This is a genomic window from Sandarakinorhabdus limnophila DSM 17366, from assembly GCF_000420765.1.
Lineage (GTDB): Bacteria > Pseudomonadota > Alphaproteobacteria > Sphingomonadales > Sphingomonadaceae > Sandarakinorhabdus > Sandarakinorhabdus limnophila.
The window spans coordinates 187,164-213,070 of record NZ_ATVO01000005.1; the positions used below are offsets into that span (position 1 = coordinate 187,164).

The 25,907-nt window shown below is 66.3% G+C and carries 27 protein-coding genes; 12 read left to right on the top strand and 15 right to left on the bottom strand.

What is annotated here, in order from left to right:
- The first annotated feature begins 114 nt into the window (after positions 1–114).
- From recO to G566_RS0106375, 7 genes are all read left to right on the top strand, one after another.
- Entirely contained in the window at positions 115–843 is a 729-nt protein-coding gene (gene recO, locus G566_RS0106345; protein ID WP_169522771.1) for a DNA repair protein RecO, read from the top strand.
- Between the two features lie 41 nt (positions 844–884).
- A complete protein-coding gene (gene parC, locus G566_RS0106350; RefSeq protein ID WP_022679840.1) occupies positions 885–3,131 on the top strand; it encodes a DNA topoisomerase IV subunit A in 2,247 nt (748 codons plus the stop codon).
- 40 nt (positions 3,132–3,171) lie between these two features.
- Entirely contained in the window at positions 3,172–3,342 is a 171-nt protein-coding gene (locus G566_RS15360; RefSeq protein ID WP_022679841.1) for a hypothetical protein, read from the top strand.
- 6 nt (positions 3,343–3,348) lie between these two features.
- Positions 3,349–3,522 carry a hypothetical protein gene (locus G566_RS15365; protein WP_022679842.1) on the top strand — a complete coding sequence of 58 codons (174 nt, stop codon included), beginning with the start codon at positions 3,349–3,351 and terminating at the stop codon, positions 3,520–3,522.
- Between the two features lie 38 nt (positions 3,523–3,560).
- Complete coding sequence (locus G566_RS0106365) at positions 3,561–3,881, top strand: hypothetical protein (protein WP_022679843.1); 321 nt, start codon at positions 3,561–3,563, stop codon at positions 3,879–3,881.
- A 66-nt stretch (positions 3,882–3,947) separates the two neighbouring features.
- On the top strand, positions 3,948–4,841 hold the full coding sequence (locus G566_RS0106370; RefSeq protein ID WP_022679844.1) for an SPFH domain-containing protein: 894 nt from the start codon (positions 3,948–3,950) through the stop codon (positions 4,839–4,841).
- Positions 4,842–4,848: 7 nt separating this feature from the next.
- Positions 4,849–5,055: a type II toxin-antitoxin system antitoxin gene (locus G566_RS0106375; RefSeq protein ID WP_022679845.1), complete on the top strand. Its 207-nt coding sequence runs from the start codon at positions 4,849–4,851 to the stop codon at positions 5,053–5,055.
- Here G566_RS0106375 and G566_RS0106380 read toward each other — a convergent pair.
- Genes G566_RS0106380 through G566_RS13720 form a run of 4 tightly spaced genes read right to left on the bottom strand, consistent with a single transcriptional unit; the run spans position 5,046 to position 7,942 of the window.
- A complete protein-coding gene (locus G566_RS0106380; protein ID WP_022679846.1) occupies positions 5,046–6,239 on the bottom strand; it encodes a CCA tRNA nucleotidyltransferase in 1,194 nt (397 codons plus the stop codon). The genes G566_RS0106375 and G566_RS0106380 overlap by 10 nt on opposite strands.
- Positions 6,236–6,829 carry a CoA pyrophosphatase gene (locus G566_RS0106385; protein WP_022679847.1) on the bottom strand — a complete coding sequence of 198 codons (594 nt, stop codon included), beginning with the start codon at positions 6,827–6,829 and terminating at the stop codon, positions 6,236–6,238. Before G566_RS0106385 ends, G566_RS0106380 begins: the two co-directional genes overlap by 4 nt.
- Complete coding sequence (locus G566_RS0106390) at positions 6,819–7,388, bottom strand: DUF1285 domain-containing protein (protein WP_022679848.1); 570 nt, start codon at positions 7,386–7,388, stop codon at positions 6,819–6,821. Before G566_RS0106390 ends, G566_RS0106385 begins: the two co-directional genes overlap by 11 nt.
- A gap of 26 nt (positions 7,389–7,414) precedes the next feature.
- Positions 7,415–7,942, bottom strand: a complete 528-nt coding sequence (locus G566_RS13720) for a GNAT family N-acetyltransferase (protein ID WP_022679849.1) — start codon at positions 7,940–7,942, stop codon at positions 7,415–7,417.
- Between the two features lie 216 nt (positions 7,943–8,158).
- Here G566_RS13720 and G566_RS14740 point away from each other — a divergent pair, with 216 nt between their 5' ends.
- Positions 8,159–9,391, top strand: coding sequence for a hypothetical protein (locus G566_RS14740; RefSeq protein WP_156874445.1), 1,233 nt, complete (start codon positions 8,159–8,161; stop codon positions 9,389–9,391).
- A gap of 4 nt (positions 9,392–9,395) precedes the next feature.
- Here G566_RS14740 and G566_RS0106405 read toward each other — a convergent pair whose 3' ends face one another.
- The 9 genes from G566_RS0106405 to G566_RS0106445 form a co-directional block, all read right to left on the bottom strand.
- Positions 9,396–9,953: a F0F1 ATP synthase subunit B family protein gene (locus G566_RS0106405; protein WP_022679851.1), complete on the bottom strand. Its 558-nt coding sequence runs from the start codon at positions 9,951–9,953 to the stop codon at positions 9,396–9,398.
- A gap of 9 nt (positions 9,954–9,962) precedes the next feature.
- Positions 9,963–10,439 carry a F0F1 ATP synthase subunit B family protein gene (locus G566_RS13730; protein ID WP_022679852.1) on the bottom strand — a complete coding sequence of 159 codons (477 nt, stop codon included), beginning with the start codon at positions 10,437–10,439 and terminating at the stop codon, positions 9,963–9,965.
- Between the two features lie 70 nt (positions 10,440–10,509).
- Entirely contained in the window at positions 10,510–10,737 is a 228-nt protein-coding gene (locus G566_RS0106415) for an ATP synthase subunit c family protein (RefSeq protein WP_022679853.1), read from the bottom strand.
- Positions 10,738–10,773: 36 nt separating this feature from the next.
- Entirely contained in the window at positions 10,774–11,502 is a 729-nt protein-coding gene (locus G566_RS0106420) for a F0F1 ATP synthase subunit A (protein WP_040605451.1), read from the bottom strand.
- Positions 11,503–11,520: 18 nt separating this feature from the next.
- Positions 11,521–11,823 (bottom strand): AtpZ/AtpI family protein, encoded by a 303-nt coding sequence (locus G566_RS15670; RefSeq protein WP_022679855.1) that lies wholly within the window; start codon positions 11,821–11,823, stop codon positions 11,521–11,523.
- 153 nt (positions 11,824–11,976) lie between these two features.
- Positions 11,977–15,399, bottom strand: a complete 3,423-nt coding sequence (locus G566_RS0106430; RefSeq protein WP_022679856.1) for a chromosome segregation SMC family protein — start codon at positions 15,397–15,399, stop codon at positions 11,977–11,979.
- A gap of 6 nt (positions 15,400–15,405) precedes the next feature.
- Positions 15,406–16,152, bottom strand: coding sequence for a thioredoxin domain-containing protein (locus G566_RS0106435; protein WP_051135966.1), 747 nt, complete (start codon positions 16,150–16,152; stop codon positions 15,406–15,408).
- Positions 16,149–16,880 (bottom strand): thioredoxin domain-containing protein, encoded by a 732-nt coding sequence (locus G566_RS0106440; RefSeq protein ID WP_022679858.1) that lies wholly within the window; start codon positions 16,878–16,880, stop codon positions 16,149–16,151. Before G566_RS0106440 ends, G566_RS0106435 begins: the two co-directional genes overlap by 4 nt.
- 47 nt (positions 16,881–16,927) lie before the next feature.
- Positions 16,928–17,455 (bottom strand): DUF721 domain-containing protein, encoded by a 528-nt coding sequence (locus tag G566_RS0106445; protein ID WP_084706803.1) that lies wholly within the window; start codon positions 17,453–17,455, stop codon positions 16,928–16,930.
- Between the two features lie 26 nt (positions 17,456–17,481).
- On the opposite strand from G566_RS0106445, the gene G566_RS0106450 reads away from it, so the two are divergent.
- A complete protein-coding gene (locus G566_RS0106450) occupies positions 17,482–18,537 on the top strand; it encodes an A/G-specific adenine glycosylase (RefSeq protein WP_022679860.1) in 1,056 nt (351 codons plus the stop codon).
- Positions 18,534–19,430: an NAD(+) diphosphatase gene (nudC, locus tag G566_RS0106455; protein ID WP_022679861.1), complete on the top strand. Its 897-nt coding sequence runs from the start codon at positions 18,534–18,536 to the stop codon at positions 19,428–19,430. Before G566_RS0106450 ends, nudC begins: the two co-directional genes overlap by 4 nt.
- A 3-nt stretch (positions 19,431–19,433) precedes the next feature.
- On the opposite strand, the gene G566_RS13740 is transcribed toward nudC, so the two are convergent.
- Positions 19,434–21,797, bottom strand: a complete 2,364-nt coding sequence (locus G566_RS13740) for a putative bifunctional diguanylate cyclase/phosphodiesterase (protein ID WP_022679862.1) — start codon at positions 21,795–21,797, stop codon at positions 19,434–19,436.
- A gap of 116 nt (positions 21,798–21,913) precedes the next feature.
- Here G566_RS13740 and G566_RS0106465 point away from each other — a divergent pair, with 116 nt between their 5' ends.
- Entirely contained in the window at positions 21,914–24,214 is a 2,301-nt protein-coding gene (locus G566_RS0106465; protein WP_022679863.1) for an ATP-dependent helicase, read from the top strand.
- Here G566_RS0106465 and G566_RS0106470 read toward each other — a convergent pair whose 3' ends face one another.
- Entirely contained in the window at positions 24,215–24,532 is a 318-nt protein-coding gene (locus G566_RS0106470; protein ID WP_022679864.1) for a hypothetical protein, read from the bottom strand.
- Positions 24,533–24,653: 121 nt separating this feature from the next.
- Between G566_RS0106470 and G566_RS0106475 the strand changes: the two genes are divergently transcribed.
- Positions 24,654–25,898 (top strand): MFS transporter, encoded by a 1,245-nt coding sequence (locus G566_RS0106475; protein WP_029131345.1) that lies wholly within the window; start codon positions 24,654–24,656, stop codon positions 25,896–25,898.
- The last annotated feature ends 9 nt before the right edge of the window (positions 25,899–25,907 follow it).

Consider the following 25,907-nt stretch of genomic DNA (forward strand, 5'->3'; position numbering starts at 1 on the left):
AACAAACCGTTACTAATACATAGATAGTCGATTCGGTTCCCTGAATCAATTCTAATTTTTTGGTTAACGTGCATATTTGCTGCGCCGGTCACGCTTGCCACTATGATGGCCGCCATGATCCGCGTTGAACCTGCACTGGTGGTGGCCCTTGCCCCCCACGGCGAACATGCCGTGGTGGCGCGATTCCTGTCGGCGGATCAGGGGCTTGTCGCGGCCTATGTGCAGGGCGGGCGCGGGCGCAAGCTGCGGCCGGTGCTGCAGATCGGCAATCGCGTCGCGCTCGATCTGGTGACAAGGTCAGCCGGGCAACTGGCCTTTGCGACCGTGCATCCGCTGGGCACCAACATGGCGATGATGCACGGGCCGGCGGCGCTGGCGCTGGTCGATTATCTCGCCAGCCTGTCGGCCACCTGTTTGAACGAGGGCGAAGCCCAGCCACGGCTGTTCCCGTTGTTTGATGCGCTGTTTGGCGCGGCGGCCGCGGGCGCGCTGGCGACAGACGTTGGCCCGGCTTTGGTACGGCTGGAATTGGCGCTGCTCGCCGAACTTGGGCTGGGCCTCGATCTAACCAGTTGCGCAGCCACTGGCGCGACCAGTGATCTGGCGTTTGTTTCGCCCAAGTCTCGCCAGGCTGTGAGCCGTGGCGCCGGGGAGCCTTGGGCGGCCAAATTGCTGCGCTTGCCCGTCTTCCTGCTGGGTGAGGGCGAATCCAATGCCGCTGCCATTGCCGACGGCCTGGCGCTCACGGGGCACTTCCTCGCCCGCGAAGTATTGCGTGATGGCGTGGCGGCAAAGCGCTGCTGGACAGCCCGCGAACGGTTGGTCAGCCTGCTCACCCGCTGACACCGCTTGCGGGCAATGCCCGCCACCGCTAACCCATCGCCATGGCCAGCCTCCCCACGACAAGCGACAATATCATCGAAGCCCCGTTCGGCGCTGCGCTGGGCGACCGCTACCTGGTCTATGCCCTTTCCACCATCACCGCGCGCTCGCTGCCCGATCTGCGCGATGGCCTGAAGCCGGTGCACCGCCGCCTGTTGTGGGCGATGCGGCTGCTGAAGCTGAACCCCGATCAGGGCTACAAGAAATGCGCCCGCGTGGTGGGTGACGTGATCGGCAAATATCACCCGCACGGTGACCAGTCGGTTTACGATGCGATGGTCCGACTGGCGCAGAGTTTTGCGCTGCGGGTGCCGCTGGTCGATGGTCAGGGCAATTTCGGCAATATCGACGGCGATAACGCGGCGGCCATGCGCTACACCGAAGCGCGGCTGACCGATGCCGCCATCCGCCTGATGGATGGGCTGGACGAAGAATCGGTGCCGATGCGCACCACCTATAACGGCGAAGAGGAAGAGCCGGAGGTGTTCCCCGGCCTGTTCCCCAACCTGCTGGTCAACGGCGCGGCCGGCATCGCGGTCGGCATGGCAACCTCCATCCCGCCGCATAACCCGGTCGAAATCGTCGATGCGGCGCTGCACCTGCTGCGCGCACCCGATGCACCGGAAACCGATCTGCTGCAGTTCGTCACCGGGCCTGATTTTCCCACCGGCGGTGTGCTGGTCGAACCGCGGGCCAGCATCGCCGAATCCTATCTCACCGGGCGCGGAAGTTTCCGCCTGCGCGCGCGCTGGAGCGTGGAAGACCAGGGCCGCGGCACCTGGACGATCATCATCAGCGAAATCCCCTATCAGGTGCTGAAAGGCAAATTGATCGAGCAATTGGCCGAACTGATCACCGAGAAGAAGCTGCCGATCCTCGCCGACGTAGCGGATGAAAGCGACGAGCAGTTGCGCATCGTTATCACGCCGAAATCGCGCAATGTCGATGCCGACGTGCTGATGGAAAGCCTGTTCAAGCTGACCGATCTGGAAGTGCGCATTCCGCTCAACATGAACGTGCTGGATGAAGGCCGGCCGGGCGTGCTGGGGCTCAAACCCGTGATCGCCAAATGGCTGATCCACCAGCGTGAAGTGCTGATTGCCCGCTCGCGCTATCGGCTCGGCCGGATTGAGGCGCGGCTGGAAGTGCTTGGCGGCTTGCTCAAGGCCTATCTCAACCTGGATGAGGTGATCCGCATCATCCGCGAAGCCGATGATGCCAAGGCCGAGCTGATTGCGGCCTTTGATCTGACTGCGGTGCAGGCCGAAGCCATCTTGAACATGCGGCTGCGCAGCTTGCGCCGGCTGGAAGAGATCGAGATAACCCGCGAGAACAAGGCCCTGACCGGGGAAGCCAAAGGCCTGCGTGGCCTGATCGACAGCGAGGCGCAGCAAACCGAGCGGCTGGCCACCGATCTGGCCGCCCTGCGTGTTGCCTATGGCCCCACGACGCTGCTCGGCCGCCGCCGCACCAGCATCGCGGACGCGCCGCAGGTGAAGTTCGTGCCGATCGAGGCGATGATCGAGAAGGAACTGCTGACCATCATCTGTTCGGCCATGGGCTGGATTCGCGCGATGAAGGGCCATGTCGATCTGGCCAGCACCGAAGCGCTGAAGTTCAAGGAAGGCGACGGGCCGGCCTACGCCTTCCACGCCTTCACCACCGATCGCCTGGTGCTGGCGGCCAGCGATGGCCGTTTTTACACGCTCTCTCCCGATCGCCTGCCCGGCGGGCGCGGCCTGGGCGAACCGTTGCGGCTGATGATCGATCTGGCGGAAGGGACGGAGATTGTCAGCCTGTTCACACACCAGCCCGATCGCCGCCTGCTGCTCGTGGCCAGCGATGGTCGCGGTTTCCAGATCGACAGTGCCGAGCTGCTGGCGGAAACCCGCAAGGGCAAGGTGATCATGTCACCCAAGGGTGATGCGCGGCTGGCCATTGTGCGCTGGATCTCCCCGGCCGACGACATGGTGGCGGTGATCGGCGAGAACCGCAAACTGCTGGTGTTCCCGCTGGAAGAACTGCCGCAGATGCAGAAAGGCCAGGGCGTGGCGCTGCAAAAATACAAGGATGGCGGCATGAGCGACGTGCGCACATTCGTGATGGCGGAAGGGCTGAGCTGGCCAATGGGCGGCGACAGTGGCCGCACCCGCACGGAAGCCGACCTGACTTTCTGGAAGGGCGCGCGCGCCAGCGCCGGGCGGATGCCACCCAACGGCTTCCCACGCGACAACAAGTTCACCGCCTGAGCACTCGCCAGCACCGCCAGGCCGGGGTAAGGATGGTGCCATGATCGGTGTCATCCTTATTGCTGTGCTGAACGTCGCCATGTTCGCCTGGTTTTTCTACCTGGCGGCCAAGGATCCATCCAACGTGTTCAAGCGCCGCCGCCCGCCAACGGGCGCGGAACAGAATAGCCCATCCACTGATCAGGGCGGCGATCAGCCGTCAAAGGGCTGAACCGCCATGGTTGTCGTCATCCTCATCCTGCTGTCGCTGGGCGTCGCCGGCTTCATCATGGTCAGCGACGCGCGCAAGAATGACAGCTTCAAGCGGCTGGAGCAACGCGCCAGCGATGGCACCGTTGTCGACAGCAGCAGTGACGGCGATGCCGGCGGTGATGGCGGCGGGGGCGATTGACCCCGGCAGGCGTCCGGCCGTGAACGGCGCCTGAGCCGATGACGGCGATCATCATCATCGTTGTGGTGATTGCCCTGTTCATGCTGTTTGGTGCCAGCGCCAGCCGGGCTGCGGCGCACTCGCCCTTGCCCCGCCCTCCTCTGTCGCGCCGCGATATCCCGCTTGATCCAATCATCGATCCTGGCCTCGATCCATTGATCGAACCTTGGGCGGATGATGTGCCAGTGCGGCTGCGCTCCGACGAATTGATCATCGACGATGCGCCGTTCGCAGCCGGTGGTGGCGATTTTGGCGGCGGCGGCGCCAGCGGAGACTGGGACGATGACAGCAGCGATGAAAGCGGCAGCAGCGACGACTGATTCCGCTTGCCCGTTCGGCTCGAATCGATATAATTATGATATCATATTTAAATCGAGGAGATTAATGTGACCACACATGATCCGGCCCGCCAGCCCAGCCTTGAACGCGCCGGCGTTGGCGCCAACGGCATTGCCATGTTGTTCCTGTTGCTGATCAATCTGGTGGCGCTGGGCGCCGCCTTGCTGGCGCTGGTTGGCGGTGCTGGGCCGCTGGCGGTGCTGGGCGTGATCGCGCTGTCGCTCACCTTCGCCTTCGTCGCCACAGGCTTCTACATGCTGCAACCCAACGAGGGCGCGGCGATCACCCTGTTTGGCGACTATCGCGGCACCGATCGGGTGAACGGCCTGCGCTGGACCTGGCCGTGGATGGGCAAGACGAAGATTTCCCTGCGCGCCAACAACCTGATTTCGCAGCAGATCAAGGTGAATGATCTGCGCGGCAACCCGATCGAGATCGCTGCCCAGCTGGTGTGGCGCGTCACCGATACGGCGCAGGCGCTGTTCGATGTCGACGATTATCGCGGCTTCGTGACGGCGCAGGTGGAAGTGGCGGTGCGCACCATCGGCGCGCGCTACCCCTATGACGATTTCGAGCACAAGGAAGTCACGCTGCGCGGCGATCACGATCGTGTGTCGGGCGAACTGCGCGCCGAACTGATCAACCGGCTGAGCGTGGCCGGCATCACGGTGGATGAATGCGGCTTCACCCACCTCGCCTATGCCCCCGAAATCGCAGGCGCCATGCTGCGCCGTCAGCAGGCCGCCGCCGTGGTCGCTGCGCGCGAAACCCTGGTGGCGGGCGCGGTGGGCATGGTCGAAATGGCGCTGGCGCAGCTCTCTGAGAAGAATGTCGTCGAGCTGGATGATGAGCGCAAGGCCGCCATGGTCTCCAACCTGATGGTGGTGCTGTGCGGCGAGCGCGAGACCCAGCCCATCGTCAATGCAGGCAGCCTCTATTGACGGTGCGATGACGGCGAAGAAGGCCTTTCCCCTGCGGCTCGATCCTGCCCTTCATGAGGCGCTGGAACGGGCCGCAGCGGCAGATTTGCGCAGTCTCAACGCGCAGATCGAAGTGCTGCTGCGTGAGGCGCTGGCAAAGCGCGGCGTGAAGGTGGCGGTGACGCCGGCGCCGAAGCGCGGGCGGCCCCCCGCATCTGAATTGCCTCAGGACTGAACGGCAGCGTCCAGCAGCGCGGCGACTGTTTCCGTATCGTTGGGGAAACCCGCCGCCACCCAGGCCCGTTCGAACGCACCCAATCGCTTTGCCACTTCCGGACCGGGCGCGACGCCGCGGGCGATGATGTCCTTGCCTGACGCCGGTGGACGGGGGCGGTGCCAGCCGATCAATGGAACAGCAGCCATCGCATCACCGGCAATCAGTAACCGGTCGACCACTGCTTCGCCGCCATCCTTGTAGGCCATCGGCCAATATGGCGCCGGCCCGGCCGGTTGCACTGCCGCCACCAACCGGATGCGCCGCGCATTGGAGAGCTTCAGCCGCGCGCCAATCTCCGCCGCCACGCGCGTCTCACCGGGCGGCAACAGCGCTGCCAGCCGGCGCTCCCAGGCCGGCGACAGGCCAGCAGCGGCTTCGGCCACGATCACTTGCACCAGCACCGGCAGACGTGCCACATCCAGTTCCGGCAGCACCGGGCGGAAGATCCCCGCCTCCAGCATCAGCGCCAGCGTCGCCACCGGATCGGGCAGCGCCAGCAGCAGGCGCAATTCCATCGCGATCCGCTCGCGGCTCAGCGCCATCAGATCATTGGCGCGGGCGGTGCAGGCCGCCAGCCCGTCGGCATCCACTTGCCCCGCAAAACGCGCGGAGAAACGGAAGAAGCGCAGGATCCGCAGATGATCTTCGGCAATGCGCAGCAGCGGATCGCCGATGAAGCGCACACGGTGCGCCGACAGATCGTCAAGGCCGCCCCAATAATCATCGATCACGCCGTCCGGCAGATGGGCATAAAGCGCGTTGACGGTGAAATCCCGCCGCGCCGCATCCTCGCGCCAGTCATCGGTGAAGGCGACCTGCGCGTGGCGGCCAAAGCTCTGCACATCGCGGCGCAGGGTGGTGACTTCGGCGACCAGATCATGCCCCACCACCGTGACCGTGCCATGCGCGATGCCGGTGGGCACGGCTTTCAGGCCGGCGGCCTTCACGCGCCTCATCACCTCGTCCGGCGCAAACCGCGTTGCCAGATCGATGTCGGCCCCGCCCAGCCCAAGCAGCCCGTCGCGCACGGCGCCGCCGACCAGCCGTGTCTCTCCCGCCTCAGCCTCAAGTGCGGCCAGCAGATCGACGCCTGCCGGTGTGTTGGCCCAGGCTTGCGTTGGCAGAGTTTGGGGCAGGCTCACAGCGTCTCCAGCCGGCGCGACAGGGCGACGATCATGCCGGCAGTGGCGCCCCAGATATAATGGCGATCATGGCGGATCGACCAGTAATGCCGCGTCTGGCCCTGCCATTGGCCGCTCTGGCGCAGATGATTGGCCGGATCGAGCACATGGGCCAATGGCACGTGGAACAATTCGTCCACCTCATCTGGATGGGCGCGCAGGGTCAATCCGGGCGGCACCACGCCCACCACCGGCGTCACCAGATAGCCGGTGCCGGTGCGATAAGGATCAAGCGTACCCAGCACCTGTACTTGGCTGCGCGGCAGGGCCACCTCCTCCTCCGCCTCACGCAGGGCGGCCGCCACGGCATCGGCGTCCTCGGCATCCTGGCGCCCGCCGGGAAAGGCGACCTGGCCGGGGTGGCGCTTGAGATTCGCGGTGCGGCGGGTGAACAGCAGTTGCGGCGCGGCTTCATCGGAGATTGCCATCAGTACGGAGGCCGGAGTCAGCACATCAACGGGCGGCGGCCCAGCGCGATCCAGATCCCAATCGCCGTGCGGGCGCGGCGTGAACGGCCCGCTAAGCAGGGAGCGCACGCGATCAAGCGGCATCGTCGATGCCCTGCATGAATGGAAAAAAGGCACCGTCGCTCCACAGGCCGGGTGGCTCTGCGCCTTCGGCCAATGCCAGATCGGCCAGGCGATAGAAGGTGGCGCGGTTGACCAGCGCGAACAGCCCGCCGCGCACATGCAGATAGGGCCGCGGCGTGCCGTCGCCGCCAATCTGCACATCCAGCATGTTGTTCGGACCGGCCGCCACCACATCTTCCGTGTTCAGGCGAAACAGGATGCGCCGGGCTTCCCCCTCGCCCTCCCAGTCGGCATCCACCGCGATGAACGGCGCGTCCTCCACATCAATGTCGAGCTTTTCCACCGGCGTCACCAGCACATGGCTGCCATCGGGTTCGCGGCGAAGGATCGAGGAAAACAGCTGCACAAGTTCCTTGCGGCCAATGGGAGAGCCCGCGTGGAACCAGGTGCCATCAGCGGCAATGCGCATGTCGCTGTGGCCACAATGGCTGGGGTGCCAATGTTCCACGGGCAGCCGCTTGCCGGCCCGCGACAGGGCGAGCAGTTCGGCAAAACGATCAGCAGGAGATTCGATGCTCACGCGCCCTAGATAGGGCAAGACGCCGTTCAGGCAACCTTGGCGGTGCGGGGCGGGTTGCCGCTGGCGGCTTCCACCCAGGCGATGCGCGGCAATCCCGTGGTGGGCCCACGCAGCAATAGCCGATCATGATCGACCGGGCCGGGCAGTTCCCAGTGCCGCGTCGCCGCCGCCGAAAAGCCGAAGCGGCCATAGAAGGGCGCATCGCCGATCAGCAGCACCGGCGGACTGTCGGCCGCATCGAGCGCGGCCAGGCTGGTGCGCATGAGGGTGGAGGCGATGCCCTGCCCTTCACGCGCTGCCGCCACCGCGACCGGCCCGAGCAGGATCATCGGCTGCCGCGCGCCGCCCACGCTTTTCAAACGGATCGGCCAGCATTGCAGGCTGCCCACCAGCAAATCGCCGTCCATGGCCACGAATGAGAAATCACCCGGCACCTCGGCGCGATCCCGCAGGCGATAGGCGGTGCGGTTGCGGCGCGCCGGGCCGAACCGATCGTCGAGCAGGGAGTCGATGACAGGCTGGTGCCCGGGCGCCAGCGGAAGAATGGTGATCACAGGAACGACGGCTTTCTGCAAAACGGGGCGACAAACGCAAGCGGGCACTGCACCAGACGGCGCAGTGTCAGTTTCGTCGGCCAAGGCTCAACAGATGCATCATGTGCATCTGCTTATCAGTGGCCGGGTGAATGCGCAATGAGCATTGGGGCTTGTGTCGGGTGAGCCCTTCAGGCAGTCCTAAGGCTCAGGGACGGCCATCCTAGGGGATGAACCATGCGCCGATCTGTGACAATTCCACTGTTTGCGAGCCTTGGTGCAAGCCTGTTGTTGGCAGCGTGCACGCCAAAGGATAGCCCGCTGGCCGAGACGCCGCCGCGCTTGAGCGGCGGCGAAGTGGCCGCCATTGGCCGTGCCGATCAGATCGCGTTGGGCGGCCACGGCGAATTCTTCGATGCCGATATGCGCCGCATCGTGCTGACCGAAAACGCCCTGATCGCCATGCAGGATGATCTGATGCAACGGCTCGACACGCCGGCCGCAGCAGTTGACCCGCGAATTGCCAAGCTGCTGGCCAGCCAGCGTTTGAGCGCTGCCGAACGCTATTGGCTGCGCGGCGCTGCCATCAGAAGCCATCTGGCCAAGCGTGACGACAAAGACGGGCAGCGCCTGGCTCTCATCAACGATCTGCTGTTGCAGCGCAACGGCCGGTTCCGCGGACTGCTGTTGTCTGATGCCCGTCTGGCTCGGCTTCGCGAATTGCTTGGCCTGGCGGAGGTGCCGTTGATCGGCACCAATTACATGCTGCGGTGTCGCAGCGCCGATGTGCCGATCCCGCCAGACTTTGCCACCGGCGGCACGGACTGGAAGAATCAGGGCGCGCTGGTAACCAACCTGGTCAGCCCCGGCGAATATGCCGGTGTCTATACTTTTCACGATCCGCAAAAGCGCGGCGCCTGCGTGGCGCTGCTGCGCGGCAGTGGCGCACCGGGTAGCCTGACGGGCATCATCTGCCAAAGCGCCACCACCGGCGCGGCCTGTTTCTGGGACAATAAATTGCGCAGCGCTGGCCCCGGTGCGACAGCCATCGGTTGGGCCAACATGACCGTGCGTATACGCGATCTGCAGGATGGAGACAGTTTGCGCGAAAACTGCACCGGCTGTCACACGGGCAACAATGTCTATCTGGTGATGCCCGATGATCCGACCTGGGCCAAACTGCTGCGCCGCAACATGGTTGGCACCGATCATGGCAATTTCACCCTGCGGGTGAAAGGCTCTACCGATGCCTCCAGCCCGGCCGGATCGGGCAGCACGTTTCGCTATGTGCCGATCAGCAGCCAGGCCGGCTGGACCAACACGGTCAATCAGCCGGGCTGTGCCAACGGCTGCCATGAAGGCGCCAATCCCAACGTATCGGCATACTGGGACAGCGCGAGCCCTCGCCCGTCAATGCCGCCGGCCTGTGCCAGCGGCGGTGTGCACAACTGCTACGTCGATCCGTTCTGAAGGATCAGTGCAGGCGGCGGTCGAGGCCGGCGATGGCCTCGTCGGTCAGCCGGGTCTGCAGGTCCTTGTCGGCGCGGGCGGCGATGATCGCAGCGGCGGCCTTGGTCACCTGGGCGGCGACTTCCGCCTTCAATTCTGCCGTCGCGGTGCGTTCGGCAGCAGCGATGCGGCTGGCAGCGGCAGCGGTGCGGCGCGCGATGGCGTCGCTGGCGGCGGCTTCGCTGGCCTTCACCAGATCGGCGGCTTCGGTCTGCGCGCGCTGGCGGATGGCAGCAGCTTCCGATCCGGCGGCAGCCTTGGCGGCCTGCGCGTCGGCCAGCAGCTTTTCGGCTTCAGCGCGCAGGGTGGCGGCTTCGTCGAGCTGCTTCTTCACGCCGGCGATGCGGTCGTCCAGCGCCTTGGCGATCAGCGACGGTGCCTTGAACACCACCACGGCCAGCACGATGAAGATGGCAACGCCGGTATAAACCCAGCCTTCGGCGCCAACGCCGAGCAGCGTCGGTTCGGCGTGATGGCCGCCTTCAGCCTGGGTTTCAGCGGTGTGGACCTGTTCTTCAGCCATGATCGATCCTCAGCGGGCCGCGATCGCTGCCGACACGTCGGCAGGGGTGATCTCGATGCCCACCAGCTTGGCAACGGCTTCGCTGGTCAGTTCGGCAACAGTGGTTTCGAGGCCAGCGCGGGCACTGCCCAGCGCCAGTTCCAGCGAGGCCGCAGCGGCTTCGGCATCGGCATCCAGACGGGCGCCGAGGGCCTTCAATTGGGCGTCGCTGGCCTTGGCCGCGGTTTCGCGGGCCTGGGCCACCGCCGCCTGGGCGGCATCGCGGGCCGCCTTCATGGCGGTTTCGTGATCAGCGCGCAGCGTATCAGCCGCGCCCTTGGCCGCTTCGGCCCGATCCAGATCGCCGCCGACCTGCGCTTCACGCGCATCGATCACCTTGCCCACCTTGGGCAAAGTCGGCCGCACCACAGCGAAATAGAGCAGCGTGAAGATCACGCCGAACCAGAACAGCTGTGATACGAAACTGGCAGGATCAAATTGTGGCACGGATCATCCCCGGCTTTTCAGCGGTTAAAGGCTGGCGCCCGGTGGTTACCACCGAGCGCCAGAGCCGAAATCAACCGAACGCCAGCGCCAGCGCGACAACGGCGGCGATCAGGCCCAGAGCTTCGGTCACGGCGAAGCCGAAGATCAGGCGGGCGCCGAGCTTGTCGGCAGCGGCCGGATTGCGCAGCGCGCCCTGCAGGAACATCCCGAAGATCAGGCCGACGCCGATGGCGGCGAAACCAGCACCCATGGCGGCCAGGCCGGCGCCGATCAGCTTGTAAGCAGCAACAGTTTCCATTGTTCGTCCTCTACGGTGATCTAGTGGTTGAATTGATTAGTGAAGATTGACGGCGTCGTTGAGATAGATGCTGGCCAGCAGCGCGAACACATAGGCCTGCACGACGGCGATCAGCAGTTCCAGCGCGGTGAGCGCGACGTTGACGCCCAGCGGGATGATGCCCAGCCCGATGTTGACCGCACCCAGCGACACCACGAAGCCGCCAAACACCTTCATCAGCACGTGGCCGGCGGTCATGTTGGCGAACAACCGGATGGCGAGCGTGAACGGTCGCGACAGGAACGACAGGAATTCGATCGCAGCTACCAGCGGCGCCACGAACAGCGGCGTGCCTTCCGGCAGGAACAGCGAGAAGAAATGCAGGCCGTGGCGGGCAAAGCCGACGATCACCACCAGAATGAAGACGATCATGGCCAGACCGAAGGTGACGGCGATGTGGCTGGTGGGCGTGAAGCTGTGCACGAATGGCACCATGCCGATGAGATTGCACGACAGCACGAAGATGAAGACAGCAAAGATCAGGGGAGCGTAGCGCAGGCCATCCTTGCCGACATTTTCGCGCAGCATGTCGCGAATGAAATCATAAAGCAGTTCGACGGCGGCCTGCATCCGGCCCGGCACCAGCTGCGGGCGGGCGGTGCCGATGAACAGGAAGGCCGAAACCGCCAGCAGCGTGATCAGCATCCACAGCGAGCTGTTCGTGAACGACAGATCGAAGCCGCCCGCGTTCAGCGGGACGATGGTTTCGATCTTGAACTGCTCCATCGGGTTGGCCACGGCCGTTTATTCCTCGTCCCGTTTGGCGGACTCTTGGTCCATCCGCTTCTGCCGGCGCAGCGACTGGGTAAGACCCGTCACAAACCCCAGCAACAACATCGTGATCAGACCCCAGGGGCCGGTTCCGGCCTGCCGGTCGATGAACCAGCCGATGAAACCGCCGGCCAGCATGGCGCCGATGAATTCCGACGCCGCCTGCCAGCCCTGATTTTCCTGCAGCTTGGCGCCATCCTTCCGGCTCGGTTCCGCCGCCCGGGCCGCAGCAATGCGGCGCGCGAGGCTATCCTCGTCGGTGGGCGGTTTGGCCAAGGCGCAAATCCCTGTGATCCTACTGCCTGCCGCATATGACAGACGGCCCCGCCAGCGATGCCGGCAAGACTTGGCGCGCGTCCTAGATGCGGGGGGTGGGCATGTCAACCGTTGTGCAGTGCAACCTTGGTGCAATTGCGAGCGTTGTGACGGTTACGCCATGGCCACCAGTCTCTCGGCGGTCTGCAGGTCAACGCTCACCAGCTGACTCACGCCGGGTTCGCCCATGGTGACGCCGAACAGGCGATGCATGCGGCTCATCGAAACGGCGTTGTGGGTGACGATCAGGAAACGGGTGGCTGTCTCAGCCGCCATCCGGTCGAGCAGGTCGCAGAAACGTTCCACGTTGGCGTCATCCAAGGGCGCATCGACTTCGTCGAGCACGCAGATCGGCGCCGGATTGGAGAGGAACAAGGCGAAGATCAGCGCCGTCGCCGTCAGCGCCTGCTCGCCGCCGGAAAGCAGCGTGAGCGACTGCAGCTTCTTGCCCGGCGGCTGCGCCATGATTTCGAGGCCGGCTTCGAGCGGATCATCGGATTCGATCAGCGCCAATTGCGCCTCGCCGCCGCCGAACAGATCGGAAAACAGCGTGCGGAAATGGCCATCAACAGCGGTGAACGCTGCCTGCAGCCGCTGTCGGCCTTCGCGGTTGAGGCTGCCGATGGAGCCGCGCAGGCGGGCGATCGCTGTATCAAGCTCGGCCTTTTCCGATGCGGTGAGCAGGGCCTGTTCTTCCAATTCCTTCAGCTCGATATCGGCCCGCAGATTGACCGGGCCCAGCCGATCGCGTTCGGCGGTGAGCGCATCGAGGGATTCGGCCAGCGCGGCCGGATCGCCGGGTTCGATGCCGAAGCCGAAACGGCCAGGCAACAGGGGCGGCGGACATTGGAACCGCTCCCCGCACAGGCGTTCCAGATCGAGCCGGGCGGCATCCTGATGCTCGGCTTCGGCGCGGGCGGTGGCGCGCAGCTCGCGGGCTTCGCCGACATCCGCGTCAGCAGCGCGAGCGCGGGCGGAGACGGCGTTCAGGGCAGATTCGGCCGCAGCCAGCCGATCGGCAGCAGCAGCGCGGGCGGCGTCTGCCGTTTGCGTGGTGGACGCCAGGCCAGCCAGGTCGGCGGCAATGGCGCGGGTGCGAGCGGCAAGGCCGGCGCGTTCGTCCTCGGCGGCTTCGCGGCGGTTGGCGAGTTCACTGCGCTGGCCGGCACTGGCTGCGATACGGCGCTGCCAATCACCCTGTTCCGCCTGAATCGCGGCGCGACGGCGGGCGGCGGAGTCGGCATCGCGGCCGGCCGTGTCCACGGCGGCGCGCGCGGTGGCCAGCGCGGTGCGGGCGGTGTCATTGCCGGTTCGGGCAGCGGCCAGCGCCGCTGACAGGCCGGCGAGTGCATCGGCCGCCGGCACGGCCGCGCGCGCCGTTTCGGCTTCGGCCACCAGCCGCGCTCGGTCGGCCTCGGCCTGGGCGGCGGAAGTCTTCAGGCTGGATTCCTCGCCGGCGGCGCGGGCCGCCGCGGTTTCGGCTTGCGCCAGCCGGCCGCGCGCTTCCGTCAGCAGCCGCGCCGCCGCGTCGCGGGCCTGACGGGCGGCGCGCTCGGCCGCAGCAATGGCGGCGGCAGCGGCTTCAGCGTCGCGCAATGTTGCGCTCGCTTTTTCAACGGTGCCGGCAGCGGCCTGGCGCTCGGCCTCCAGTTCGGCGGCGCGGCGACGCGCGCGCAGGCGTGCGGCGGCGGCATCGGTGCGGCCACCGGCATCCACCAACCCGTCCCAACGCCACAATTTGCCGTCGCGGCTCACCAGCCGCTGTCCGGGCTTCAAGGTGGTCAGCAACTGGGCATCGGGCGCGGTATCGACAACGCCGGTCTGCGCCAGCCGGCGCGCCAGCTCGGGCGGCGCCTGCACCTGGCCCGCCAACGGCACGACGCCCGCCGGCAATGCCGGATCGTCAGCCGCCACACTGCCGGCAAAGCGGCGCGGCGCGGTGGAGCTGGCAGGACCAGCCTCCATGTCTTCGCCCAGCGCGGCGGCCAGCGCAGCTTCATAGCCGGCAGCAACGACCAGTTGATCGGCAATACGCGGGGCCCCATTTTTCCCGGCGCCCTGATCAGCCGCCAGCCGGCGCGCCAGCGCCTGGGCTTCGGCCTCCAGGCTGGCCAGCGTGGCGCGGGCGGCGGCCAACGCGGCGGCGGCTCCGCTGCGCGCGGCTTCTGAGGCGGGGCGGGCCGCTTCTGCTTCGGCAACGCCGGTTTCGCCGGCAGCAACATCAGTCTGCGCCTTGGCCACGGCCGCGCGGAACGGTTCCAGATCCGGCGCCGGGGCCAGCCGTGCCAGCCGTTCGGCCAGGCTCTTTGCTTCGGCCTCGGCCCGGGCCGCGCGGGCGGTGGCGGCCGCGGCGGCGTCACTGGCGGCGCGGGCAGCCGCTGCAGCAGCAGCGTGAGCCGCCATCGCATCAGACAGGGCGGTTTCGCCGGCCAGTGCTGCGGCTTGCGCCAGCGTCAGCCGTTCGGCCAGCGCCGGACGCTCTGCCGCCAGCGCCGCCAGGCGTTCGGCCAGTGCGGCGTATTCAGCAGCGAGTCGCTCACCTGCGGCGGCGGCATCATCGGCAAGGGCGGTTTCGCGCGCCGCGTCGCGGTCGATACTGGCGATGCTGGCGGCCAGTGCGGCATCGCGGCGGGCCAGTTCCTGCGCTTCGGCGTCCAGCAAGGCGCGGCGCTGGCGCAGGGCCTGGGCGGCGGCTGCCGCTTCCGCTTCAGACTGGCGCAGCGCCGGCAGCGCGGCATTGGCATCGGCGGCTTCGGCCGTTAGCCCAGCTGCCAGCCGTGTGCGTTCGGCGGCCAGCGTTTCGGCGGCCACGGCGGCCTTGCGGGCGCGTTCGCTCAGCGCCACGGCGGTGTGCCAGCGGGCATGGATCAGCGCGGCCTCGCCATGACGGATCCGGTCAGACAGGCTGCGGTACCGTTCGGCAGACTTGGCTTGCCGGCGCAGCGTATTGGCCTGCGTCTCCAGGCCCCTGATGACATCGTCCAGCCGCGTCACATTGGCTTCAGCGGCGCGCAGGCGAATCTCGGCCTCGCGCCGGCGCACGGCAAGCCCAGCGATGCCGGCGGCTTCTTCCAGCAACTGGCGGCGTTCGGCCGGCTTGGCGGCGATGATCGCGCTGATGCGGCCCTGGCCCACGATCGCCGGGCTGTGCGCGCCGGTGGCTGAATCGGCGAACAGCAGGCGCACATCCTGGGCGCGGGCATCGCGGCCGTTGAGGCGGTAATCCGAACCAGCGCCGCGCTGGATACGGCGCTGCACCTCGATCTCCTCCCCGGCGCTGCCGGCAAGGTGCAGCGTAACAGTCGCGAACTCGCGCGCCGGGCGGGCACTGGTGCCGGCAAAGATCACATCGTCCATGCCGCCCGATCGCATGGATTTCGGGCTGCCTTCGCCCATCACCCAGCGCAGCGCTTCGAGCAGATTGGATTTGCCGCAGCCATTGGGGCCGACAACACCGGTCAACCCCGGTTCGATCAGCAGATCGACCGGTTCAACGAAGGACTTGAAGCCCGCAAGGCGAAGACGGCGAAATTCCAAGGGCGCTTACCGAAGAGCCGCCTGCAGCTTGGTTTCGAGATCGGCCCAGCTGAACACGCCTTCCTGCACCGTGCCGTTGATGATGAAGCTGGGCGTGCCGGTGAGCTTCAGCTCGTTCACTGCCTGGTTCCTGAGATCATTCACGGCCTTCAGCTGCGCCGGATCGGCGAGGCACTGATCGAACTTGGCCCGCGGGATGCCGCGCAGCTTCACATAATCAGCCAGGCCACCCAGTTCGGCCATGCGGGCAATGGCCTGATCTTCCGGCAGCTTGCTGAGCGCTTCCTGATCGGCCTTGCCGATGCGGCCGAACGGTTCGGTCCAGCCCATCTGATCAGCGTAGAAATTGTCGAGCAGGCCGAAGAAGGCTGAAGCGCCCTGGCAGCGGGCCAAAACGGTGGCGGCATAATCCGGGCCGTTCAGCACGAAGTTGCGATATTCATAGGAAACATTGCCGCTGGCGACATATTTGGATTTGAGCGTGGCCGCCGCTGCTTCGTGGAATTCGCGGCAGTGTGGGCAAGTGAGCGAGGCAAATTCCACCAGCTTCACGCGGGCATCCGGGTTGCCCATGCGGAAGCCGCCTTCCGGCGTGGCAGCCACGACATCCACCCAGTTCTGCCCGGCCGGCGCGGCCACGGCGGGGCCGGCGGGCGCATCGGCTGCCCCAGAGGCGTCTGGCATGGCGGTCTTTTCACCGCAAGCGGCGAGCATCAGCGCGAGAGCGGAAACAGCAAGAAGCAAGCGCATCATTTCGTCCTTCCAGGGGCGGCCTTCACGGCGGCATCAAGCAATGGTTCAAGCGCGGCCCAATCAAACACGTCGGTTTGCATGCGGCCGTTGATCAGGAAACTGGGCGTGCCCTGCAGTTTGTGATTCTGCACGGCATCGGCGCGGATGGCGAGCAGCCGGTCCATCCCCGGCTTTGCCGCAACACAGGCATCATAACGGGCGCGCGGCAGGCCAGCGGCGGCGGCGAATTCCGGCAGCTTGCCGGCGATGGCCATGGCATTACCTTGGCTGTCCTGCGGCAGCGCCTGGATACGTGTGCGTTCGGCTTCCGGGATGGTCATGAAGGGCTGGATCAGCTGATCCTGACGGGCATAGATGCGGTTGACGAAGGCCCAGGCCTGCGGCGCGGCCTGGCACTGCATCAGCAGCCCGGCCATCAGATCGATACCGTTCAACGAGAACGGCCGATATTCATAACTCACCTGACCAGCCGCCAGCCAGCGGCTGCGGATCACCGGCAGGCCGGCTTCATGAAAGGCGCGGCAGTGCGGGCAGGTGAGGCTGCCGAACTCGATCAGTTTCACCGGCGCAGTGGGGTTGCCCATCAATATGCCGCCCTGCGCCGTGGTGGCGAGGCGGGTGGACCAATCAGCCGGCGCGGCCACCGCGCGCGCGGCCGGTTTGGCAGGTGCTGCGATCAGCGGGGCAGCGGAGAGGCCGGCAATCAGGAAGGCAAAAGATAGTCGCATGAGTCTTCTCTAGCGTGGCGCAGGCGGCAGCGCCAAGCCCCTTCCCGTCAGCGAATTTTCGGCAGGCCGTTGGAAGTGGCCAGCGCTTCGGCCAGCGATTGCAGCGTGGCGCGCAATTCCGGGTCTGCAATGTCCCGCAGCGTGGTGCGCGTGGCTTCCGGCAGCGGGCCGGGCGGCGGCGGCGGCGGTTCGGGCGGCGGCGCCATGGTGGCGGCGCCCTGTTCGATGGCAATGCGGGCGACCGCGGCAAAACCCAGGATGCGATTGGCGCGTTCGATGATCTGCGCTTCGACATGGCGCAACATGGGCGCGAGCGCGCCAGTGGCGGCCACGGCCAGCGTGCCGCCATCCTTCTGGCCGCGCGGGAAGCGCAGCCGCAGCGGCCGGCTGTGGCGGGCAAATTGGGGCCCGACGATTTCGGCCCAGCGATCATTGAGCGCCGAATGTGTGAAGCCGAACCGCTTGAAGGCCTGACCGCCGACATCGCTGACCAGCTCGGCAATCGGCTTGGCGCGGCCACCACGCGGTTTGTCCTGCGGCTTTGGCGGCGCAGCTTTTGAAGGCGTTTTTGGCATCGCCGGATCCATGCCATAGACGCGGCGTGACCGATAGCTGGCCCCACGAACTTCTCCACTGGTACTGCGCCCATGCGCGCGACCTGCCGTGGCGCAATCCGCCCGGCAGGCAGCTGCCGGACGACCCGGATTGGCCCTATCGTGTTTGGCTGTCCGAAGTGATGCTGCAGCAGACGACGGTGGAGGCGGCAACACCCTATTTCCACGCCTTTACGTCGCGTTGGCCGACGGTTTCGGCGCTGGCGGCGGCGGATGATGCCGACGTGATGCAGGCCTGGGCCGGGCTTGGCTATTACGCCCGCGCCCGCAACCTGCTCGCCTGCGCGCGGGCCGTGGTGGAACGACACGGCGGGCGATTCCCGGCCAGCGAAACCGAATTGCGCGATCTGCCGGGCATTGGCGATTACACGGCAGCGGCGGTGGCGGCGTTCGGTTTCGGCCGCAATGCCGTGGTGATCGACGGCAATGTCGAGCGGGTGGTGAGCCGGATGTTTGCGATTGCCACCCCCCTGCCCGCGGCCCGTGTTGCCATCCGCGCCGCGCTCACGCCGTTGGTGCCGCAGGGGCAGGCCGGCGATTTCGCGCAGGCGATGATGGATCTGGCCCGCCGCGTCTGCACGGCGCGGACCCCGCGCTGCCTCGCCTGCCCGCTGATCGATTCCTGCGCCGCCCACAAGGCCGGCACGCCCGGTGCCTTCCCGGTGAAGGCCGCGAAAAAGGCGCGGCCCACAAGGCAGGGCACGGCTTGGTGGATCGAGGCGGGCGGCGCGGTGTTGACGGTACTGCGTCCGGCCAAGGGCCTGCTCGGCGGCATGCGGGCGTTGCCCAGTTGTGACTGGCGTGGAGAGAGCGCGCCGCCACTGGCCGGCGATTGGCAGACGCTGGGCGTGGTGCGCCACGGCTTCACCCATTTCGATCTGGAACTCCACGTGCAGGCGCTGATCCTGCCGGCCAAGCCCGCGATGACGGGCGAGTGGCTGGCGCTGGGCGCGGTCGAATCCGCCGGCATGCCCACGCTTTTTGCCAAGGCCGCGCGGCTGGGGCTTGCCGCCGACGATTTCAGGGAGAACAAGGCGGCATGACGATCTTCCATGACGTGCCGGTCACCGGCTTTTGCGGCAACATGCTGGACCGTGCCGACGAGATCAGGCGCGATCCGGCAGCGCTGATCGCCATGCGCGCCCGGCCCGACGCGCGCTGGCTGGTGATGGATGGCCTCAATCCGGTGGTCAGGTCCGGTGAACCCACGTCGATCCTGTGGGCCTATCGGTCCGATGTGCCACACGATGCGCTGTCGATTTTCGTCGGGATCGGCCCCGATGGCCCGCGTTTTGCGGCGGCCGCGCCGTCGGATGAACTGGTGGCCGATTTTGGCGGCAAGCTGCTCGATGCCCGTGCAGCCGGCGCTCTGCTGGCGGCGCCGGAGGCAGCGATCGTGGCGCAGGCCCGCTCCATCCTCGATTGGCACCAACGCCACGGCTTTTGCGCCGTTTGCGGCGGCAAGACCGAGCTTTCAAAGGCCGGCTATGCCCGCAGCTGCGTCGCCTGCAAGGCCGAGCATTTCCCGCGGGTTGATCCGGTGGTGATCATGCTGGCGATCAAGGATGGCCATGCGCTGATCGGCCGCCAGCCGCGCTTTCCCAAGCGGTTTCTTTCGGCGCTCGCCGGCTTCGTGGAGCCGGGCGAAAGCCTGGAAGAAGCCGTGCGCCGCGAATTGTGGGAAGAAGCCGGCATCACCACGCGCCGGGTGCGCTATCTGGCCAGCCAGCCCTGGCCCTTCCCATCGAGTCTGATGATGGCCGCCTTTGCCGAAGCCGATGGGTTCGAGGTGCGACTGGACGAAGACGAACTGGAAGAAGTGCGCTGGGTGACGAAGGACGAAGTGCGCGCGGCACTTGCCGGCAATGGCGATTTCCTCGCCCCGCCGCCCTTGGCCATCGCCCACACGCTGCTGCAAAGCTGGGTGGACGAATAAGCCTCAGGTCAGCGCGGCCTCGCACACCAGCCGCGTCGCTTCCTCCGGCGGCATCGGTTTGCCGAACAGATAGCCCTGCACCTGCGTGCAGCCCAGTTGCCGGCACAATTCGAAGGCGGCACGGGTTTCGGTGCCTTCCGCTGTTGTCTGCATATCCAGGCTGGCGGCGAGGCGCACGATGGCCTGGATGATGGCGCTGGCTTCATCGCCCATCGCCGAAGCCCGCGCCACGAAACTGCGATCGATCTTGATGCGGCTGAAACTGGCCTTCTGCAGCGTGCCCAGCGCTGAATATCCGGTGCCGAAATCATCCAGCGCGAAGCTCACCCCCATCGCCGTCAGTCGCGCAAGCACCTCAATCACCGCCGGCTTTTCAGCGAGGAACAGGCTTTCGGTGATCTCCAGTTCCAGCCGCTCCGGGCCGATCTGGTGGCGGGCCAGCGCGGCGGCGATCACATCGGGCAGGCTCGCCTCCTCCACCTGCACCGCCAATAGATTGACCGAGACCTTCACATGCGCCGGCCAGCGTGTCGCCCAGGCCAGCGCCTCATCGATCACCCAGGTGCCGATCGGCACGATCAGGCCGGTTTCCTCGGCCACCGGCACGAAATCCAGCGGAGAGACCACACCCAGTTCCGGGTGATGCCAACGCAGCAATGCTTCGAACCCGGTGATGCGTTCGTCCTCGCTGTCCACCACCGGCTGGAACAGCAGCCGCAACTGGCCACGGTCCAGCGCGGCTGCCAGATCGGCTTCCAGCTTGCGGCGCTCGGCCACGGCCTGGGCCATTTCCGGGGCAAAGCGGCAGGCCGCGCCGCGGCCCTGTTCCTTCACCCGATACAGCGCCAGATCGGCACATTTCAGCAGATCTTCCGGCGTTTCGGCATCGAACGGCGCCAGCGCCCAGCCCACCGATGCGCCTACCACTGCGGCACCGGCACGGCCTTCCTCCCCCAGCGGAAACGGCCGGGCCATGTCCTTCACGATACGCTGCGCCAGTTTTACGGCGCGATCACCGCTGCTATCGGGCAGCACAATGGCGAATTCATCGCCGCCCAGCCGCGCGATGGTGGCGCCGCCTTTCACCTGGGCTTTCACCAGGGCCGCCAGGCGCTGTGCGACCTGGCGCAGCAGCAGATCGCCAGCGGCATGGCCGAAGCAGTCATTCGTCGCCTTGAAGCGATCAAGATCGACAAACAGCAGCGCCGCCGGCCGGCCCGACAGGGCAGCATTTTCAACCAGATCATCCAGCGATTCGCGGAACAGGCTGCGGTTGGCCAACCCGGTGAGCGGATCGAAGCGCGCCAGTTGCGCGATGCGTTCCTGGCTGCGCCGCACCTCGGTCACATCACGTCCCACACCGCGAAATCCGGTGAAATTGCCCGCCGCATCCTGTTTCGGCGTGCCTGAAAGCGCCCACCACCTAAGGTCGCGGCCCAGCGGCACCGGCACCACCAGATCGCGGAATGGCTCGCGTGTCCGCACTGCATGGGCCAGCGCCGCCGTGGTCGCCCCGCCCTGCACCGGATCGAGCAATGCCAGCAGCGGCTGGCCCAACATGTCCGCCCGGCGGCGGCGCGCGACATCGGCAAAGCGGGTGGTGACATGCGTAAGGCAGCCGCGGCCATCCAATTCCAGCAGCCAATCCGACCCGTTCGATTCATATTCGTTGAGCAGCAGGCGGACGACCTCGCCCTGTTCCGAAAGATCGGCCTCGCTCTTCAGCCGGGCCATGGTGTGATAGGTGGTGACCAGCGCGGAGCGCAGCTTGATGGCAACAAAACTGGCCAGGCCCAATAGCACGACCGGATGATCGAGCGCGGTGCCGGCTGGAAAGGCCAGCACCATGCTGATTGTGATGGCACAGCACACCAGCAGCACGGCAACCGGCATGGTGGCCGCCGCGCTCGTAACCGCACCGAGGCCGACGAGCGAGAACAGCAACAGCACCGATTGGCCTTCTGCCGATTGCGACGGCGCCAGGGCATGTACCATCCCGGCCCAGAAGGTCGCCAGCGCGCCGATTTCCGCCGTCACCCGCCAAAATTCCAAACGGCCGGCCCGGCGCCGCCCAGGTTGTGGCCGGCGGCGCACGATGCGCAGGCTCCACAGGCCGGCCAACACGGCGATGCCGCACAGCCACGGAGCCAGTCCGGTGAATGGCACCGAACGACCGAATACCGCCAGCACCGCCACCAGGTTGACCGTAAGCAGGCTGAGATTGAACGGCACATTGCGTGCCAGTTGCGCCAACTGCTGGCCACGCACCTCGGCCCAGAAACCATCATCGGCCTGATGCAGGCCCAACACCTGCCGCCACCCCAGATCGCGCACCATCTGCACTGGCGGCTTCAGCATCGCGGTCATCGTTCATCCTTGTCGATCAGGCCACAAGGGGAGGAACGGCGGCAGCCGCGGCGCTTTGAGTCAGGGGGGCGGTTTGCGGCTTGGCAGCGGCCAACTTGTTCCTTACTTGTTCACATATGACCCTGCCGGTGGCCCATGATTCTGCGACCCGTGAGCCGCCGTGGCTGGCCGGGCTGAATCCGCCGCAGCGCGAGGCGGTGACCACCACCGAAGGCCCGGTGCTGATCCTGGCCGGCGCCGGGACCGGCAAGACGAAAGCCCTCACCGCCCGCCTGGCGCACATATTGTTCAACCGTCTCGCCTGGCCCTCGGAAGTGCTGGCCGTCACCTTCACCAACAAGGCGGCGCGCGAGATGCGCCACCGCACCGAAATGCTGCTGGGGCCGATGGCCGAAGGCCTGCCGTGGCTGGGCACATTTCACGCGCTTTCAGCAAAGATGCTGCGCCGCCATGCCGAACTGGTGGGCCTGAACCCGCAGTTCACCATCCTTGATACCGATGACCAGCTGCGGCTGCTGAAGCAGGTGGTGGCCGAAGCCGGCATCGACGACAAGCGGTGGCCGCCAAAGCAACTCGCCGGCCTGATCGACCGCTGGAAGAACAAGGGCCAGCTCCCCGCCGATGTGCCGGGCGGCGAGAGTTTCGCCTATGCCGATGGTGCGCACGGCGGTGGTGCTGCCATGTATGCGCGTTACCAGGAACGGCTGAAGGCGCTGAACGCCTGCGATTTCGGCGATTTGCTACTGCACATGCTGACCATCTTCCGCCAGCACCCCGATGTGCAGGCCGATTATCAGCGCCGTTTCAAATATGTGATGGTGGATGAATATCAGGACACCAACAGCGCCCAGTATCAGTGGCTGAAGGCGCTGGTGGGGCCGGCGCGCAACCTGGCCTGCGTGGGCGATGATGATCAGTCGATCTACAGCTGGCGCGGCGCCGAAGTCGCCAACATCCTGCGTTTCGAAGCGGATTTTCCCGGCGCCAAGATGATCCGGCTGGAACAGAATTACCGCTCCACGCCCCACATCCTCGCTGCTGCCAACACGCTGATCGCGCACAACCGCGGCCGGCTGGGCAAGGCGCTGTTCACCGCCCACACCAGCGGTGAGCGCGTGGAAGTGACCAGCGTTTGGGATGGGCCGGAGGAAGCCCGACTGGTGGGTGACGAGGCCGAACGGCTGGCGCGTGAAGGTGTTTCCCTGAACGACATGGCCATATTGGTGCGCGCCCAGTTCCAGACGCGCCTGTTCGAAGACCGCTTCATTGCCATCGGCCTGCCCTATCGCATCGTCGGCGGGTTCCGTTTCTATGAGCGCGCCGAAGTGCGTGATGCGCTGGCCTATCTGCGGCTGGTGCATTCGCCTGCCGATGCGCTGGCGTTTGAACGCATCATCAACGTGCCGAAACGCGGCCTGGGCGACAAGGCGATGGCGACGATGCACGCCGCCGCTCGCAGCCTTAACCTGCCGCTGTCGCTTGCGGCGGCCGCGCTGGTGGACAGTGATGATCTCACCCCCGCAGCCCGGCGCGCGGTGAAGGCCTTCTGCACCGATCTCGCCCGTTGGCGCGACATGGCCGGCACCATGGGCCATTCCGAGCTGGCCGAAGTGGTGCTGGAGGAATCGGGCTATGTCGCCATGTGGCAGGCCGACAAATCCACCGACGCTGATGGCCGCATCGAGAATCTGAAGGAGCTGGTGCGGGCAATGGGCGATTATCCCAGCCTGACCGCGTTCCTGGAACATGTCGCGCTGGTGATGGACAATGAGGCGGCCAATGATGATGAGAAGATCACCATCATGACGCTGCACGCCGCCAAGGGGCTGGAATTCGATCATGTCTTTCTGCCCGGCTGGGAGGAAGGCGTGTTCCCCAGCCAGCGATCAATGGACGAAGGCGGCACCAGCGCGCTGGAGGAAGAACGGCGGCTGGCCTATGTGGGCATCACCCGTGCCCGCAAACGCGCGCACATCATCAATGCGGCCAACCGCCAGGTGTATGGCCAGTGGACGGCCGCCCTGCCCAGCCGCTTCATCGACGAATTGCCGGCCGAACATGTGCTGGCGCGATCCACCATGAGCGGCGGGCCCAGCCTGTGGCGCGCGGCGCTGGAAGGCGGCGATCCGTTCGCGCATGTGCAGCGCGGCACCGGTCGCGGGCCGGGCTGGGACCGGGCGGCGCAAGCTGGGCAAAATCGCGATTTTGGCCCGCGTAGTGCTGCACCGCGAGAGGCACGGGTCAGCGCCGTCTCGCTCAGCCCCAGCCCGGCCTTTCGCAAGGGCACGCGGGTGTTTCACGCCAAGTTTGGCGAAGGCACCGTGTTCCATGTTGATGGCAACAAGCTGGAAATTGATTTCCCGGCAGCCGGGCGCAAGCGCGTGCTCGACAGTTTCGTCAGCCTGAAAGAGGCCTGATCACAGCGGCTTGATATTCTTGCCTGTCAGGGCGCCCATGATTTCGGTGAACACCCGCGGCGTCAGGAAAATCAGCCCCACCGCCGTCAGCGCCAGGCACTGCGGCAACGGCCAGTGCAGATATTCCTGCGCAAAGAAGAAGGTGCCAACCAGGATATAGCCGTTAAAGCGCGCCACCAGCGACAGGATGATCGCCACCAGCCCCCATTGCCAGCCAAGGCCCAAGGTCCAGCCGGACCAGGCCAATACCATCTGGATCATGCCGACGCCGCACAGGACGGTCGCCATCACCAGGCCGGGAAATTGACGAAAGCTCATCGGTTGTAAGGCTACCATATGCGGGCACAATCGGCGAATCCGCTGCCCCCAGCGACTGCTGATACCATGACTTTCTGAATACAGCATTGCCGCCCGCGCCACGGCTTTCTATGGATTGGCCGTGCCGTCCATTCCCGCCCCGCTGAAAATCCGCGATTATCGTGCCTTCTGGGTCGCGCGCTTTCTCGCCACCGTCGCAGGCATGATGATGGTCGTCGTCATCGGCTGGCAGGTGTACGATATCGCCCGCGAGAGCATGAGCCGGGACGATGCGGCCTTCCTGCTCGGCATGATCGGGCTGGCGCAGTTCCTGCCCTTATTCTGCCTGGCGCTTGTGGTCGGCGTAATCGCCGATCGGGTGGACCGGCGTTATATCGCCCGCGCCGCCGTCGCACTGGAAATCGGCTGCGCCGGGGTCCTCGGCTGGCTGGCGCTTGCCGGTGACATGCCGATGCTGGCGTTGTTCGTGGTCGCCGCCCTGCTTGGTGTGGGCCGCGCCTTCCAGGGGCCGTCGATGGCCGCACTCGCCCCCAACCTGGTGCCGCGCGAACTGCTGCCGCAGGCCATCGCGCTGAACAGCATCAGCTGGCAAACCGGCGCGGTGCTGGGCCCGCCGCTGGGTGCCTTTCTTTATGCGGTGTCGCCAGCCACGCCCTATGTGGTGGCTGCCATCTTGTTCGCCCTCACCTTCATCTGCCTGATGATCATCCGGCCGGTGCCGCGCCCGGCGCCATCGGTGCTCACGCCGTGGCGCTCGCTGGTGGAGGGCATTGCCTATGTCCGCCACAACAAGGTGCTGCTGGGCGCGATCAGCCTTGATCTGTTTGCCGTGTTGCTGGGCGGGGCGACCGCGATGCTGCCGGTCTATGCCCGCGATGTGCTGCATGTTGGCGTGGAAGGGCTGGGGCCGCTGCGGGCCGCGCCGTCGGCAGGCGCGGTGGTGATGGCGGTGCTGCTCGCCAGCCGGCCGCTCAGGCGCCATGTTGGCCCGGTGATGTTCGGTTCGGTGGCGCTTTTCGGGCTGGCCACCATCGTCTTTGGCATGTCCACCTCCTACCCGCTCAGCCTGGCGGCCCTGGCGGTGCTGGGCGCAGCCGATGCGATCAGCGTGTTCGTGCGCGGCAGCCTGATCCAGCTGCACACGCCGGATGACATGCGCGGGCGTGTATCCAGCGTGTCGGGCCTGTTCATTTCGGCCAGCAACGAACTGGGCGAATTGGAATCGGGCCTCGCCGCCCGCTATATCGGCGCGGTACCGGGCGTGGTGATCGGCGGCGTGGGGGCCATCATCGTCACCGTGTTGTGGGCCTGGCGCTTCCCGCAATTGCGAAACGCCGATCGGTTCGATCAGCAAAAGCCTACCTGAACACACCCC